This window comes from uncultured Limimaricola sp., assembly GCF_964022235.1.
Lineage (GTDB): Bacteria > Pseudomonadota > Alphaproteobacteria > Rhodobacterales > Rhodobacteraceae > Limimaricola.
Map to the genome: position 1 here is coordinate 60182 of NZ_CAXHZL010000015.1, position 15520 is coordinate 75701.

Below are 15520 nucleotides of genomic sequence, written 5' to 3' on the forward strand. Positions count from 1 at the left end.
TCATCGGGGTAAAGCGCTGGCCGGCATGCCTGGCCCGTCACTCATGCCCCTCCCCCGCCGCCTCTGCCGCTTTTACGAACCGGCGCACCCTCTTGACATCGACCGGCATCGACCAATGTCCGCTCTCTTTCAGGCTCGACCCCACGATCGCGCCGTCGAGCAATGTCATGAGCCCCGAGGCATTCGCCTCGCTCAGGCCGCTGCCGCCGATGACAGGCAGGCCCGTTCCCGAACGGATTGCCGCGATTTCCTCGGCCGGGATGGCATCTCCGGTCCGGTTGCCCGTGGCGATGACGACATCAGCGTCGAAGAACTCGGTATCGCGTGCAAGCTCCGCGACGTCCCGGTCGCCGGTAATGGCATGGGCTCCGTGCTTTACATGAACATCCGCGAAAATGGATACATCCTGCGCGCCGATCGCACGCCTGTAACGCAGCGCTGCACCGCTCTGGCCCTCGATCATGCCCTCATTGGCGACGTAGGCGTTGACCCACTGGTTCACTCGTATGAAGGTCGCACCGGAGGCCTTTGCGATCGCGAGCGCGCCGATGGCGTCATTGGCCAGAAGGTTGATGCCGAATCTCAGACTTGTCCGGTCCGCGACCGCCCGGGCGATCGCGCTCATCGATGCCACGATCTCAGGGCCGATCTGACCCTGCTTGAGAAATGGGACATCGCCATGATTTTCGAGCATCAGCCCATGCATGCCGCCTTCCTCGTAGGCGGCAGTATCGCGCAGGACGATCTCGGTCAGCGCGCGAATGCTTTCTCCGCCGTAGCGCGGGGTTCCCGGCAGCGGCGGGAAGTGGACGTTGCCGATCAGCGGCTTGGCCCGGTCGAAGATCCGGGCCAGCGCTCCGTCCGGCGGGTTCAGGATTGGCGCATCACTCATCTTCGACCTCACAGACTCACAATCTTGTCCATTACCCGCGCGAAGCGGTCGTCGCGTTCGTCGACACTCGGCCGTCCGGTCGCGAGGGCACCCACAGCCTCGACCACAAAGGAGGCCGAGACTGTCCCCATCGCGGCACAGTCCACAGCCGGCATCCCCTGCACCAGACCCGCGAGAAAGCCACCGCAATAGGCATCTCCGGCGCCCGTCGCATCGGCGACCGTGACCTGCAATGCCGGCACCGATACGAGCCGCCCCGTTCGTGGCTCGGCTAGGATCGATCCGCTCGCGCCGACCTTGGCCACGATCAGACAATCCGTGGTGAGCGCGGTCTGTGCCACCCAGTCTTCGACACCGGCCGGGTTCCAGATCCGGAATATCTCGGCCTCGCTCGGCAGAAACGCATCGAGCCCGCCCAGATAGGCCAGATCGGCATAGCGGGAGGCGTCGATCATAGCATCGGCTAGGATGTCCATCGTCATCACTCTGCCCGGTCGGCGCATCGCCCCGAGTGCCGACAGCGAGCTGGCAGGGCCTTGCGGTGCGATATGTATTCCGTGCGCCCTGCGATAGGCGTCTGGCAGCGGTCCTCGGACCGCGTCCATCTCCTCGGGGTGCGACGAGCCGAGGCGGCGGATCTGCTGCTTGTGCACTTCGCTTTCGTGCAGCATCCACAACTCGAGCCCTTTGCCCTCGCCACAGGCGATGCCCGACACGTCGAGCCCGCGCGCCGCGATCTCGGATCGGCTACGGGCGAAATGCGGCTTTCCGGCCGGCGCGTGCACCCCGACGGACCCGGCCCAGATCTGCGCCCCAACGGCGGAGTAGAGAGCGCCCCCGCCCTGCACGCCCCTGTGGCAGGTCCCGTCCTCGAGCACGATGTCGTCCACCGTCAGCCAACCGGAACACACGAGGTCACTCATTCCGCATCCCCTCTCACTTCCGCCGCGAGCGCGGACATGTAGACCAGCGCGCGCGACAGGCTCACCAGATCGTCGAGATGCGCAGACGGCAAGGCGCGGTCGAGATGCCGGTTCCCACCGGGAAATCCCAGCAGGACGATCGCCGCGTCGCGCATCATCAGGCTGACATCGTCGCTCCGCGAGGTGTAGAGGTTCGCGCTTTCCCGCACCTCGGCCCCGAAGCCGGATAGCGACGTCAGGAAGGCACGGGCCGCGGCATAGAGATGCGGAGGCGTCACGGCCCCGCGCGCGAGACTTGAAAATTCGCTTAACACAGCGCCCTGACCGGGCTCACCCGCGCCATCCGGCCCGCTGTTTCCCTCTGCCGCGGTCTGTTGCATGTCGACGACGACAGCCAGTTGCGGGGCTGCGGTCGCCGCCACCAACCGCGCGGTGCCCCGGCTCATCGACTGGTTGCCCGTAGCGGCGGGCCCCTCCTCCTCATCGGGCAGCGCGAGTAGGCATTCCGCGCCTGTCGCTGCCAGAACCGGCGCCGCGACAGCCAACGCGGCCACGCCGCCGGCGTTGTCGAAATGCCCCGTTAGATGGCCGCTCCGGTCTTCGTGGAAATGGACCACGGGAACGACGCGGTCGCCGGGCCGGAGGGTGTCCGCACCCGCCGCCTCGAAGTAGGGCTGGCCCGCCTCCGAGACCAACTCTCCTTCGGCCACGGTCACGAAGCCTGCCCGGTCAAGGTCGTAGCGCATGGCCTTGGCGTCACGGCGGCCCGTTTCGGTCAGGTGGTAGCAATAGGGTACGAGGGCGTGGCGGCCCTCGACGCCCGGATGAACGAGGTAGCTGATCGTGTCGAGATGGGCGACGTACCACAAAGGCTTGTGCGCGCGCTTCCCGGTCGACAGCGTCACGGTCCCCGTCCCCCGGAAATCATCCTCCATGCCAAGCGCCGAAGCGAAAGCGCCATCCTCCTTTAGCAGCTCGCGCAGGACCGGGGCCCGCATTATTGCTGCCGCTCCGGAGGGCGCAGGCGTTTCGCTCAGCGCGCGCAGGTAGCGCCGCATGCGGTCCGGCGTGACATGCGCCTCCACTTCGGGGCGGATCCGATTGCAGCGCTCCAGCGCTGCCCCGATCTGTCGCATCGTGGGGCGCATGGTCTGCCGCAGGGATCTCGACCAGCCGTTCATGCCCGGCTCGACCTCGCCATGATCATGACCGCGATCACGATCAACGCGCCCTTGAAGAGCTGTTGCACGAAGGGATCGACCCCGGTCAGGTTCAAGATGTTGGCCAGGACACCGATGATCAACGTGCCGATGAGCGTCCCGGCAACCGAGCCTCTGCCACCGAACAGGCTGGTGCCCCCGACGACGACGGCAGCGATCGCGTCGAGCTCATACGCCTGCCCCGCGATCGGCGTACCGACGCTGAGCTGGGACGCATAGACGAGACCCGCGACGCCTGCGACGCCGCCCGAAATCACGTAGACTATGGTCTTGTAGAGCGACACCGGCACGCCCGACAGCCGCGAGGCATCCTCGTTCGAGCCGATGGCATAGACCGATCGTCCAAACGGCGTCAGCGCCAGAACGAAGCCGCTGATGAGCAGAACGGCAAGGAAGATCAAGGTCGGGTTGGGCACCCCGAAGCTGTAGCCATTGCCGAGTTCGTAGAAGCGCTCGTCAAGTATAGGGACGGGCGTGCCGCCAGTATAGATGAAGGCCAGGCCGCGGGCGAAGGAGAGCATGCCGAGCGTCATGATGAAGGGCGGCACGCCGGCGAAGGCGACGCCAAGCCCGTTGGTCAGCCCCAGCGCCATCGCTGCGAGCAGACCCAGTGCGATCGAGACCGCCATGCCAAGGCTTTCCATGAGCCCGGCGAAAAGCACCACCGACACGCCCAGGATCGAGCCGACCGAGAGATCGATGCCCTTGGTGAGGATCACGAAGGTCATCCCCACTGCAAGGATGCCGACGATCGACACCTGACGGAGCACGTTCATCAGATTGGGCAGCGACAGAAAGCGGTCGTTGAGAAAGGACGAGACGACGACCAGCAGGATAAGCGCGGCGAGAACGCCTGCCTGACGGGCATAGTGCCAGATGACGGCACCGCCACCCGGCCGGGACCGTGTCGAAGGTGTCGAGGAGGGGATAGCGTCTGACATGGACAGGACTCCGTGAATTCAATCGAGCGAGGCTGCCCGCATGATGCGTTCTTCGGTGGCGGCCGAGCCCGGCAGTTCGGCGGCGACACGCCCGCCCCGTATGACCAGCACCCGGTCGGCAAGCCGCAGGACCTCCTCCATCTCCGAGGAGATGACGATGATCGCCGCGCCGTTTTCTGCGAGATCCTCGATGAAGCTGTAGATCTCGCGCTTGGCACCGATATCGACACCGCGAGTCGGTTCGTCGAAGATCAACACGCGCGGCCTGTTGGCCATCGCGCGGCTCAGCAGGACCTTTTGCTGATTGCCGCCGCTCAACGTGCGGATCTCCGATTGCATAGACGGCAAGCGGATATCGAGCCTGTCGATCTGATCGCGCACGAAGCTGTGCTCGCGGTCGAGCCTGAGCATGCCGAAGCTGCGAAACCGCGCCAGGTTCGAGATGGTCGCATTCTCGCGAACCGAGCGGTTCGGCAGCAGTCCGAAAGCCTGGCGATCTTCGCTGACGTAGGCGATCCCGTGGCGGGTGGCCGTGCCCGGGTTCTTGATGGACACGAGCCGACCGAGCACCCGAATGGTCCCCGAGCTTACGCGGCGCAGTCCGAATATCGCCTGAGCGATCTCGGTTCGGCCTGCACCGATCAGCCCCGCCAGACCCAGTATTTCCCCTTCCCGCAGTTCGAAGGTGACATCTTCGAACGCCCCTTCCGAACTCAGCCCCTCCAGCGTCAGGGCCACCTCCCCCATGCTGCGCTTGCGTTTGGCCTGACGCTCGAAATCGCGCCCGATCATCTTGGTCACCAGCCAATCCTGATCGACCTTCCGCACCTCTTCGGTGCCGGTGCGCTCGCCGTCGCGCAAAACGGTGACCCGATCCGCGATGCGGAAAACCTCTTCGAGGTGGTGAGAAATGAAGATGACGCCGATCCCTTGCGCCTTCAGCCGCTCGATGAGTTCGAACAGCGTATCCACGCGGTGGGCATCGAGAACCGCCGTGGGTTCGTCCAGCACAAGAATGCGCGCATCGACGGAAATGGCTTTCGCGATCTCAATCATCTGCTGCTGTGCGATGCTCAGCCGGCCAACGGGCACCGAGGCATCAATGTCTATCGACAAACGATCGAGCAGCTCGCGGGTCCGGTCACGCATCTTCCGCCTGTTGATGAGACCCAAGGGCGTACGGGGAAAATGCCCCAGAAAAATGTTCTCCTCGGCCGTGAGGTGCGGAGCGAGGGATAGCTCTTGGTGGATGACGACGATGCCGTGCCGCAGGGCTGCCTGCGGCGAGGATAAATCCAGGCTCTGCCCGGCCAGGACGACCGACCCGCCATCGGCGCGATGCACGCCGGCGAGGATCTTGATCAAGGTGGACTTGCCCGCCCCGTTCTCCCCGACGATTGCATGGACCTCCCCCGCGGACAGGCACAGGTCAACATCCTTGAGAACGGTATTGGTGCCGAACTGCTTTCGCAGATTGCGGGCTTCCAGCAGGTATTCGGTCATAAATTGCACCCCGATCGGTCGTTGCCCGGCCGTCACGACGGCCGGGCGCTGCGCGTTCAGCGGCAGGGGTCGAGCGACGGCTCGAAATCGCCCCAGCCCCGTCCGATCCACTCCTCGGCATTGTCGGCGACCACGGTCGGCGAGTCCGGAAGCGCCAATTCGCGGCCCGGCTGGCCATAATCCGTGGCACCGGGGATTTCGCGTCCCATCAGACTGTAGAGAGCGGCCCGCAGGCCGATGTCGCCGATGAAGGGCGTATAGTTGCCATCGGCCTGAAATGTGCCGTCGCGAACCGATTTGAAGCCAGCGTTCGACCCGTCGAAGGTGTAGTGAAGGATGCCGTCTTCGCAGCGGTTCGCCCGCGCGACCGCTAGCTGCGCGCCCCAGGAGGACTCTTCGGCGTGTGAGAAGACGGCGTCGATCTCGGGATATGCGGTGAGGAAGTCCTCCATGATCGGCACCGCGGGCTCGCGTATCCACTCGCCGTCACCTACAGCGAGAACCTCAATGCCGGGATAGGCTTCGAGCACGTTCTTCATGCCCTGATCGCGGTCTATGGCCGGGGACGATCCCTTGAGACCGGTGATCACCACGATCTTGCCTTCACCGCCGAGGTCGTCGGCCATCTTCTGGGCGACCTTCTCTCCCATGCTCACATTGCTCTGGCCGATGAACAGGGTCTTTTCTGTAGGAACGTCGCGGTCCATGACTATCAGGGGAAGGCCCTGGTCCATCACCGCCCTCGAAGCCGGGATCAATGCCGCGGATTCGACCGGGCTAAGTAGGACCGCGTCGACGCCGCGCGCCAGCAGGTCACGCACGTCGTTGCTCTGCTTGGCCACGTCGACATTGCCGTCGAGGACGATCATGCTGACGTTGGGATGACGGCAGACCTCCGCCTGCGCCGCTTCGAGCATCGAAATGCGCCAAGGGTGATTGAAACCGGTTTGGGAAAAGCCGATCACGATGTCCGGCTGCGCTCCGTCCAATTCGATTGGCCCAGCCTCGAGCGGAAGAACGTCGGTGAACGGCAGGTTTGCGTAGTTTTCGAGCAGCTCCTCGCAGGTCTTGCCTGAGATGGGCAGGCTGCCCTGCGCCAGAGCCCCGTTCGCCGATGCCACCACGAGCAGAGCGGCGGCGGAAATGTAGGAATATGTCATTTGAACTCCCTTCTTGTTAGGATCCGGCTCCTTTTCAGAGCTCTCGTCGGCGCTTTGGGGGCGTTCTCATGTAAAGAGACGGGTGCCTTTTCGCCGCGGCGAAGCGCTTTTGACTTGCCCCGCAGGGCCCACTGTGAATGATTCCATCCATCAATACAAATGTTATGACGTTCGGACGATATAATGACTCATTGGACCCGCCCCCTCGATCGCGATAGCCCGGCCCCTCTTTGGTCTCAGATCTCGGAACAGCTGCGGGAAGCGATTGAAAATGGCACCTTCGGCCCGGGCGATACCTTGCCGTCCGAGGCCGAACTGAACCGCCATTTCGACGTCAGCCGAGCGACCTCGCGCTCGGCGCTCAACGACTTGGAAATCTCGGGCCTCATCGTGAGGCGCTCGGGCAAAGGTTCGATTGTGCTTCGTAAGCGAGTGGATCGTGCGGCCGAGGAAATGGCGGGCTTCTCCGAAGACATGCGCCAGCGTGGCCTCACGCCATCCTACGCCGTCCTAGAGATCGGCCATGTGAAGGCAAAGACCGAGGTGGCCGAGGCTTTGGAACTGAAGCAAGGCGCAGAGGTCTATTATTCTTACCGTCTGCTTATGGCAGACGGGCAGCCTATCGGATTGGCACAATCGTGGTTAGCCCCCCGACTGTTCCGCCACACAAGTCCACCCAATGAAGCCGAGCTCACGCAAGGCTCTCTCTATGCATGGCTACATACGCGATGCGATGTAACTATTAAGAAAGCGCGAGAATACATCGAAGCAGCCTCCACGCGGCCGGATCAGGCGGAGAAGCTGGGTGTGCGAAGCGGCGCACCACTTCTTGTCGCCAGACGCCAGTCTTTCGATGGCCAAGGCAAGCCAATCGAGTACGTGATCCTGAGCTTCCGAGCTGACCAGTATCGGTTTCATATCGAAGTTACGAAGTGATACCGAGGTGTGGGTTGCTGCCGGTCCCGTGGGCACGACGATAAGATCGTGACCATGGGATTGGAGACCTCATATGAAGAGACGAACGTTCAGCCGCGAGTTCGAGCTTGAGGCTGTGAAGCCGGTGGCGGAGCGCGGTGTTGGCATGCCGGGATCTGGAGCTGTCCGAGAGCGTGCTGCGCCGATGGATGCGCGAGGTTGGGGGACACTCCGCTTGGAGCACTCCCCGGCCACGGGCGGGTCAGCCAAAAGCAGGCCTAGATCGCGGCCTTGCGCAAGGAGGTCGCCCGTCTCAAGGCGGAGCGTGACATGTTAAACTGAGGAGGAGCAGGAAACGGTCCGGGGGACCGTTTCTCCGACGAAGGCGACCGCGCTCTTCGCGCGGGATACGACATGAAGTTCGCTTTCGTCGCCAAGCACCGGCATGTCTGGCCCGTGAGCTGGATCTGCGCCGCTTTGCGGGTATCGCGCTCAGGCTTTCATGCCTGATTGAACCGGCCCGCCAGTGCCCGGTCCATCTATGACGAGAAGCTGAGCGAGGTCATGCGTCTGAGCTTTCAAGCCAGCGATCGGACCCGACGCGCGCCCGGCGCGTCTGGCAGGACGCGCTCGAGGAAGGACTGCCCTGCGGCCTGCATCGGATCGAGCGTCTGATGAAGCGCACTGGCCAGTGAGCACGGTCCCGACGACGCGGCTTGTCGAAGGACCAAGGGGCGCGCTCCGTCATCGCCGAAAACCTTCTAGCCCGAGACTTCCGCGCGGACGGACCGAACCAGAAGTGGCTGGCCGACTTCACCTATGTCTGGGCAGCCGAGGGCTGGCTCTACGTCGCCGCCGTCCTCGACCTGTTCTCGCGTGTTCGGCATGGCCTTGAACCGGTGGCGGCGCATGCCTCACTGTCGGCTGGTCGATGAAGGCGGAGCGCGATGCCGCGCTCGTCATGGACGCGCTGATGATGGCCGTCTGGCGGCGCGGCAAGGCAGACGCTCTGCTGCATCATTCGGATCAGGGCAGCCAGTATACGAGCGACCAGTTCCAGAGGCTTCTGGCCGATCACGGCATCACCTGCTCGATGAGCCGGGCCGGCAATGTCTGGGACAATTCTGCGATGGAGAGCCTCTTCTTCTCGCTGAAGACCGAGCGCGCCGCCCGCAAGGTCTACCGCACCAGGGACGCCGCGCGCCGCGACGTCTTCGATTACATCGAGCGCTTCTACAACTCGAAGCGCCGCCACTCGAAGCTGAGCTATATCAGCCCGATGGAGTTCGAGGCCCGCGCAATTCTACCCTAACTTGCTGTCCACGGGACCGGCAGCAGCCCAGTTCGACCGCCCGGTGCAGGCCCTGCTCGACAGCGTGCCGGCGTCGAGCGTCAGGCAGCGGATGGCCGAGTTCAAGACCCGGCAAGTCGAGCCGGCACAGGCGCTCGAAGCCGCGCCCCCTTCCCTGCCGACGCGGCATCCGGACATGGCGAAGCTCTACCGACGAAAGGTTACGGGGTTGGTCGAGGCGCTGAACGCCGACGACGACTGATCCGAGGCGGCGGAAATCCTGCGCGGTCTGATCGACAGCCTGGTGCTGAAACCGGGCGTAGACCGCTATGCGATCACCCTGACCGGCGACTTGGCGGGAATTCTGGCGATGTCATTGGACGAACATGCAAACCCGCCGCGGCTGTTCACCGCGGGGCGGTTTGGGGATCTGGTCGCGGGAGCACGCTGCCACCGAAATCTCTCGCAGAACAGACGAACTGAAATGCCCCCAGCTACCTAAGCCCTCGACGCTTACCTTTTCACTAACCGATCTGGATCACAGTGTTAGCGCAGGGTCCATATGGCTTCGACAGGATGGGCGGGAAGCCGACTTTCGCTACGCCGTGTCCCGACGTCTGCAACAAATAACTGCTCTTCAGTACCACCGTCCGTTTGCTTGGGACGTCAGATCCAAGCATGCTCACCGGAGCGTTCGGCAAGCTGCCGACCACCGCATCGAGGTGCTGGAGATATGGTGTTTTCACCTGCTTCCATCGGAATTCTGGGTATGCTTGCCCTCGCGGTAAACCTGAAGGCCGATATGACGATCGCCGATGAGCACGTTCTTTACTGGCGCATAAACAGCTTGCTTTACCCGAAGCTCTTTGGTGAAGCCGGCGAGCATTTCGCCGAAGAGGTGCAGCGGTTGTCGGACGGCAGCTTCATCATCGAGGTGCATGACCGCCTCGTGCTCGACCAAGACAGCTTTGGTGCTCTCGACGCTGGGTTGATCGACGCCGTGTGGGGCTCGGCCGGCCATCATCATCGCGAAGACCCCGCCTTGGCGATCTTCAGCGGCTTTCCTTTCGGTCCGGACCCGGCGGGTTTCACCGCATGGATGCGGGAAGGTGGCGGCGTCGAGGCGCTCGACGCGATCTATGCGCGCCATGACCTGAAAAGCCTCTATTGCGGCATCCTGCCCGCAGAGGGCGGCGGCTGGTTTCGGAAGCCGGTCGAGCAGGTGGAGGATCTCGAGGGGCTGGCCATGCGCAGCTTCGGATACGGCACTCGCACGCTCAGGAAACTTGGCGTAGTCCCCTATGAGCTTCCAGCCGCGGACATTCGCCCGGCTCTGGCGACGGGTCTGATAGATGCGGCCGAGTTCTCGCTGCCATCCATCGACGCCGATCTCGCCCTGTCCGACGCGGCGCGGCACCTCTACATGCCGGGATGGCAGCAGCCGGCCACGTCTCTCGAAATCCTCATGCCCGAAAGAAGCTGGACGGCGCTTTCCGACAGCCACAGGGCCGCGATCGAGGGTGCTTGCGACGAGACACTGTCCTGGACCGTCGCGACAGCGACGAGACAGCAGGTCGAGGCCATCGCCCGGTTTCGCGCAGATGGCGTAGAACTGCTTAGCTGGCCCGACGACATCCTCGTAGCTCTACGACGGGCTTGGAATGAGGTAATTGCGGAGGAAGTCGCCCTCAACCCACTGCTCGCCGAGGCGTGGGACGGCTACCTGCGCTTTCAAGACGGGTATGGTGCCATGCAATTGCAGAGCTACGCCGAATAGGCCTTCTCAATTTGGTAGCCCTGCGCTTCTAAGGCCATCGAGAAACTTGTCGAGGCTGGCGCGGTCGGTCCATCCGTCGAGGGACTGCGCCACTGCCGCGACGCTCCGTTCGGGCCGCCGACCAGAGGCCGCACGGACGATCGCGACGGCCTCTTCGGTGCGACCAGATTGCGCGAGGCTTGCAGCGAACAGCCATCCGGGCCACCAGCGCGTGCCGGTGAAGGTGCCAGCACCGTGAAGCGTGCCGAACTCCTCCGCCGCCCGGGCCGGCTCCCCGGCGATTAGGTAGCTTAGCCCGGCAACATGCCGATACCAATCGGGTGGGGTCGGGTTGAGGCGCACAGCGCGTTCGATCGTTTGCACAGCCTCGGCATCGCGACCGGTCAGGGCCATCACATGCGCCAGCACAGCGAGGTTGTCGGGGTCATCAGGATCAATGGTCACCGCCGCAGTTGCATTGGCAAGAGCATCTACCGGCGAGCGCATTTCGGGAAACGGTGCAAGCAGCCTCATCTCCGCGAGCAGCCGGTGTGCACGGGCGCCACCGCCAATTGCCATGGCGCGCTCGACCATTTCACTTGCCTGGGTCATCTCTCTGCGTCCACCGCCCCAAGCAAGGTGCTGAACCTCCAGCCAATAGGTCAGTCCAAGGCTGGCCCAAGCTTCGGCATCGTCGGGATCCTTGTTCACTACAGATACAAGCAGGGCGCGCGCGCGCTCATTGTCGCTCCTTTCCTGCCAGTCCCGGGCGTCGAGCAACTCGTCCGCCAGCATCATCGCCGAGGTCGTGGTTTCGGAGTGCGCGTTCGGAACCGCAGGCGCCTGTTGCCACCAAAGCCCCAGACTCGCCGTCACCGCTGTCAGGACGAGGCCTCCCGCGCAGGCCGCCCGCCACCGTTGCACTGGCGCTCTTGTCGGGACATCTTCTTCGACCAGCATGTATCCGCGCCGTGGCACGGTGCGCAGCAGTTCCACGCCACTGGGGCCGAACGCGCGTCGGATTTCGCTGATGCAATGGGCCAAGGAATCGTCCGAGACGATTACATCCGGCCAAGCCTTGCGGACGAGATCATCCTTACTCACCAGCTCTCCGCGTCGCTCGAACAGAAGCTCGAGCACCCGGTAGGACTTGGGGCGCAGGAAACACTCGGCGCCTGCCCCGTCTTCGAGACAACCGCGCGTGCGGTTCAAAGTGAATCCGCCGACCCGAATGGTATCCGAGGCGTCCATGGCAAGTATCCCATGCAGGGTGGCCGCGATTGTAGCACAACTTCAAGTTTCGTTCAGGACACTTTCATGACCTGCGCCCCCCCCTGCCCGAGCCTTGTGGGACATCCCAGACCCGGAGCTTGTCATGTCCCGCAATGCCATCTGCGCCGCCAGCTTTGCATTCTTCATCGCAGCCGCGATACCGCCTTCCGCCGCGCCCGAAGCCGCTCAGCCGCGCGATGCGCCACCACTTCTGGACACCATCGTCCTCTGGCTTTCGGCAAATTTCGATCTGCCGGCCCCGGTGCAGACACCTCTTCTCGCCACTCTGCCCGAGGCCGACCTCGTCGCGATGCGATACGGCCCAGAAGCGCAGGTTGCTCCTGGCGAGGTTGTCGCTCTCTACGATGAAGGAGGCGGCACGATCTACCTCTCGGAGGGGTGGACCGGCCGCTCGCCCGCGGAACTCTCGGTGCTCGTCCATGAGGTTGTCCATCACCTTCAGTCTTCCGCCGACCTACGCTTCGCGTGCCCAGCCGAGCGAGAACGTCTCGCTTACCACGCGCAAGGGGAATGGCTTGCCCTGTTTGGGGAAACACTGGCAACCGCCTTCGACATCGACGCTGCCACACTGCTTGTGGGCACCGTCTATATGCACTGATGGCTGCTCGCCAGCTTACCTATGGTCGGTGGGTCCTCCAACGAACTTCTGGCGCATTCACCCACTATGGTAACTGCCACAGTATCGGCGATACCAAATTGCCTGCGATAGCCTCCGAGCTTTTGCGGTCATTCGCCGCGGACCATTAGGTCCGCCGTTCAAGGCGAGTATGGCCGTGACGTGTTTTGCTGCGCGTGCGAACTCGGGGCTCTGCGTCATGGTCAAATTGGGCTCAAAGCGGGCCTTGGATGCCGCCAAGTCAAGGTCAGCTGAGCGGACGAAGCTGCCATTCACCCTATCGTGGCATGGCCGATTGCAGAGGCCGAAGCTATTTGTTGTTCTGCAATCGAGGCGTCACCCCCTTCTGAACATCACGACGTTTCCGGCGCAGGCAAGTGCCACACCAAGCGCCGCAAGTGGTGTCCATCTGTAGTCCTCCAGAATAGTCGAGGCGGTAAGCGCGACGATCGGGAACAGAACCGTCGCGTAACCGGCCTTGGCCGATCCGATCCGACCTACGAGCATCAGGTAGGTCGTAAAGCCGACGACTGACCCGATCACCGCGAGATAGATCAGCGCGATCCAGTAGCTCCCCCGCTCCGGCAGGCCGAGGGGCTGCCCGGTCAGCGCGACAATGAGCAGCAGGCACGATGCGCCGATCGCCATGCCCCATGCATTGGCCGTGATCGGCGTGATGCCCAGCATGCTATTGCGCCGTGATGCCATGTTCCCCAAAGAGAAAAAGAGGGTTCCCAGCAGCGCCCAGCCGATGCCGCTCAAAGTCGCGGGGTCGAGCGCCACAGCAACATCATTCCAAAACAGCAGAACCAGCCCCCCGACCCCCAAGCCCCCTGCCAACATTGTCCGCCCGCTAATCGGATCACGGAAGAACAACCACGCGTTGATGCCGTTCAGGATTGAGGCCAGTGAAAAGATAACGGACACCAATCCCGACGGGATCAGCGATGTGGCCATATATAGGCCAATAAAGTTGAAGCAGAACAGACATAGCGCCTGGACGACGACGAACCGCCAGTGGGCTGGCCACCGCAGCCGCCTAAGAACCGCCAACCCCGCCAGCATTACAAACCCGGCCAGCGCGAAGCGGTAGAAGATCGAGACTGTGACGGCCAGTTCTCCGACCTGTGCGGCAATGGCGACCCAAGTCGTTCCCCAGATCAGGACGGTGGCAGCAAACAGAAATGACGTGCTCATGCGGTGGCTCCTTCATGGGCCGTATATCCGACGTCCCATGTGGCCCTTTGCAGGATCTTGCGGTGAAGTAAGGCAGCGGCATGGTGCGGCCCCGCAGCCCACGCTACGAAGCGCCATGACGAGCACCATTCGCGACTTTCTCAATAGCTCTGCCGCTGCGCGCAGCACGGCCTCACTTGCCATGGGCACGGCGACCAGTGTCGCGATTTGGGAGAACAGCTATGATCGGATCAGCTACAATGCACCGCGCGGTCACGTCTTCAGCTATTACCTCGAAGGCGGCACGGGCACCCGTCGGTTGGATACGAGTCCAGAAACGGGCCGGCCCGGCGTCGTCTGCATCATGCCAGAGGGACAGACCTCGGAATGGGAGATCACGACACCTTTTCGGTTTGTGCATCTCTACATTTCAGACGACCAGTTGAGAGCTGCATTCGCCCTGATCCATGATTGCGATGCACGCCGGATGGACCTGCCGGAACTGACCTTCGCCGAAGCGCGAGAACTTGTTTCGCCACTCGCACGATTGGCCGAGGCCGCCCGGTGTCAGGACCCTCTGCTGGCGGACGCTGCGATCTCGGATCTGGTCGGGAGATTGGGCCAGCGGGCGATTACCTTGAAGGGCGGACTGCCTACGCATCAGCTGCGACGCATCGACGAATGGATCGATGCCCATCTCGACGGGCAGATCCGCTTGGCTGATATTGCACTTTTGGCCGATCTTTCCCCGTTTCACCTACACCGGATGTTCCGGATGACGCGCGGGCTTCCTTTGCATGGGTGGGTAACAAACCGACGGATCGCGCGGGCGAAGATAATGCTGGCTGGATCACCATCTCTTGTCGAGATCGCGCATGCTTGCGGCTTTTCGAGCCAAAGCCATTTTTCAAGAGTATTCAAGGAACAGACCTCGGCGACACCCGATGCCTATCGTGCCCTGCAACGCTGATCATGAATCACCGTGCAGTTTGGGCTCGAAGCCGCCGTTCGCCGCGAATATGCCCAAGGTCGGCAATGGGCCGAGAGCGGCGCCGCTCATAGGGTGACCACGCGTTTACCCCTGTTGCACCGCCGCAGGTCAGTTTTGAGCCCAAATTGACCGGGCTGTTGCTAGATATCTTCGCACCCGCGGCATCCTAAAAGACGACAAAGACGGCCTTCAGCGGACATTCAAAGCAGACGAACTGCAATACTGAAAACAAACCTTCATAGGCGCCTTAGCATCGCGAGCTTCAGCGAGCATCTATGATAAAGGTGCTGCCCCCGAGCTCTTTTTTCCGCCAACTGAGATTGTTGCGGAAATCATGTTTGAGGATACCCCTTCGCCTGACGGTCTCTTGATACGGAGCGCCTTGGCAGGTCGGTGTACCCCATTCATGTCCGAATATCGGAGTGCATCTTAAGGCTTCCAAAGACCTTCACGAGTAGCGCCACGTTCAGTGGAAAGGGGAGCTGCCACATGTCGAAGGCCACGCGCGCCGGGCGGGGATAGGATCCCTGACCGGCGCGCGCTGCCCCTTCTTCGCCATTCTCGGAACAGTGACCTTGAAACGCCCTATCGCGGCCGGGGTTGCCCAGATCCAACCCACTGGCTCGTGAAGATGCGTCGCCGCCGCCGCTTCAATCGCACTAACCGCGCCGAAATAGGGACGTCGGAGCCCGATGGCAGATGCCCTGCTGGCTATTCGACGCGAGCTGCTCGGACCGTTGATTCTCCTCAGGATGTAAAATGCACTGCCTTGCTTGACCCTTGGGCAGCGAGGCTCAGTTCGAAACGTTATGACGACGCCGACACGCTGCCAAAGCTCCCTAT

13 protein-coding genes and 1 pseudogene are annotated in these 15520 nt (G+C 62.8%); 6 read left to right on the plus strand and 8 right to left on the minus strand.

Annotation, left to right across the window (positions count from 1 at the left end; all coding sequences use genetic code 11):
- Positions 1 to 37 precede the first annotated feature (37 nt).
- From AADJ02_RS16385 to AADJ02_RS16410, 6 genes are read right to left on the minus strand one after another with little or no spacing between them, the layout of a single operon-like run.
- Positions 38 to 892 (minus strand): BtpA/SgcQ family protein, encoded by an 855-nt coding sequence (locus tag AADJ02_RS16385; protein WP_341214077.1) that lies wholly within the window; start codon positions 890 to 892, stop codon positions 38 to 40.
- Between the two features lie 8 nt (positions 893 to 900).
- A complete protein-coding gene (locus AADJ02_RS16390) occupies positions 901 to 1815 on the minus strand; it encodes a PfkB family carbohydrate kinase (protein WP_341214078.1) in 915 nt (304 codons plus the stop codon).
- Complete coding sequence (locus AADJ02_RS16395; protein ID WP_341214079.1) at positions 1812 to 2963, minus strand: M20/M25/M40 family metallo-hydrolase; 1152 nt, start codon at positions 2961 to 2963, stop codon at positions 1812 to 1814. The genes AADJ02_RS16390 and AADJ02_RS16395 overlap by 4 nt, the downstream gene beginning before the upstream one ends.
- Before the next feature lie 29 nt (positions 2964 to 2992).
- Complete coding sequence (locus AADJ02_RS16400; protein ID WP_341214080.1) at positions 2993 to 3976, minus strand: ABC transporter permease; 984 nt, start codon at positions 3974 to 3976, stop codon at positions 2993 to 2995.
- A gap of 18 nt (positions 3977 to 3994) precedes the next feature.
- Entirely contained in the window at positions 3995 to 5479 is a 1485-nt protein-coding gene (locus AADJ02_RS16405) for a sugar ABC transporter ATP-binding protein (RefSeq protein WP_341214081.1), read from the minus strand.
- Positions 5480 to 5535: 56 nt separating this feature from the next.
- Complete coding sequence (locus AADJ02_RS16410; protein WP_341214082.1) at positions 5536 to 6639, minus strand: substrate-binding domain-containing protein; 1104 nt, start codon at positions 6637 to 6639, stop codon at positions 5536 to 5538.
- A gap of 183 nt (positions 6640 to 6822) precedes the next feature.
- On the opposite strand from AADJ02_RS16410, the gene AADJ02_RS16415 reads away from it, so the two are divergent.
- The 4 genes and pseudogenes from AADJ02_RS16415 to AADJ02_RS16430 all read left to right on the plus strand — a co-directional run bounded on the left by AADJ02_RS16415 (position 6823) and on the right by AADJ02_RS16430 (position 10622).
- On the plus strand, positions 6823 to 7575 hold the full coding sequence (locus tag AADJ02_RS16415; RefSeq protein ID WP_341214083.1) for a GntR family transcriptional regulator: 753 nt from the start codon (positions 6823 to 6825) through the stop codon (positions 7573 to 7575).
- A 73-nt stretch (positions 7576 to 7648) separates the two neighbouring features.
- Positions 7649 to 8866 (plus strand): annotated as a pseudogene (locus AADJ02_RS16420) (IS3 family transposase).
- Between the two features lies 1 nt (position 8867).
- On the plus strand, positions 8868 to 9107 hold the full coding sequence (locus AADJ02_RS16425; RefSeq protein ID WP_341214084.1) for a hypothetical protein: 240 nt from the start codon (positions 8868 to 8870) through the stop codon (positions 9105 to 9107).
- A 396-nt stretch (positions 9108 to 9503) separates the two neighbouring features.
- Positions 9504 to 10622, plus strand: coding sequence for an ABC transporter substrate-binding protein (locus AADJ02_RS16430; protein WP_341214085.1), 1119 nt, complete (start codon positions 9504 to 9506; stop codon positions 10620 to 10622).
- A gap of 6 nt (positions 10623 to 10628) precedes the next feature.
- On the opposite strand, the gene AADJ02_RS16435 is transcribed toward AADJ02_RS16430, so the two are convergent.
- Positions 10629 to 11852 carry a tetratricopeptide repeat protein gene (locus tag AADJ02_RS16435; RefSeq protein ID WP_341214086.1) on the minus strand — a complete coding sequence of 408 codons (1224 nt, stop codon included), beginning with the start codon at positions 11850 to 11852 and terminating at the stop codon, positions 10629 to 10631.
- 124 nt (positions 11853 to 11976) lie between these two features.
- Between AADJ02_RS16435 and AADJ02_RS16440 the strand changes: the two genes are divergently transcribed.
- Positions 11977 to 12492 (plus strand): DUF6647 family protein, encoded by a 516-nt coding sequence (locus tag AADJ02_RS16440; RefSeq protein WP_341214087.1) that lies wholly within the window; start codon positions 11977 to 11979, stop codon positions 12490 to 12492.
- A gap of 354 nt (positions 12493 to 12846) precedes the next feature.
- Here AADJ02_RS16440 and AADJ02_RS16445 read toward each other — a convergent pair whose 3' ends face one another.
- The gene (locus tag AADJ02_RS16445) at positions 12847 to 13707 is read right to left on the minus strand and encodes a DMT family transporter (RefSeq protein ID WP_341214088.1); all 861 of its coding nucleotides are present in this window, start codon (positions 13705 to 13707) and stop codon (positions 12847 to 12849) included.
- A 115-nt stretch (positions 13708 to 13822) separates the two neighbouring features.
- On the opposite strand from AADJ02_RS16445, the gene AADJ02_RS16450 reads away from it, so the two are divergent.
- Complete coding sequence (locus AADJ02_RS16450) at positions 13823 to 14656, plus strand: AraC family transcriptional regulator (protein WP_341214089.1); 834 nt, start codon at positions 13823 to 13825, stop codon at positions 14654 to 14656.
- Positions 14657 to 15520 lie beyond the last annotated feature (864 nt).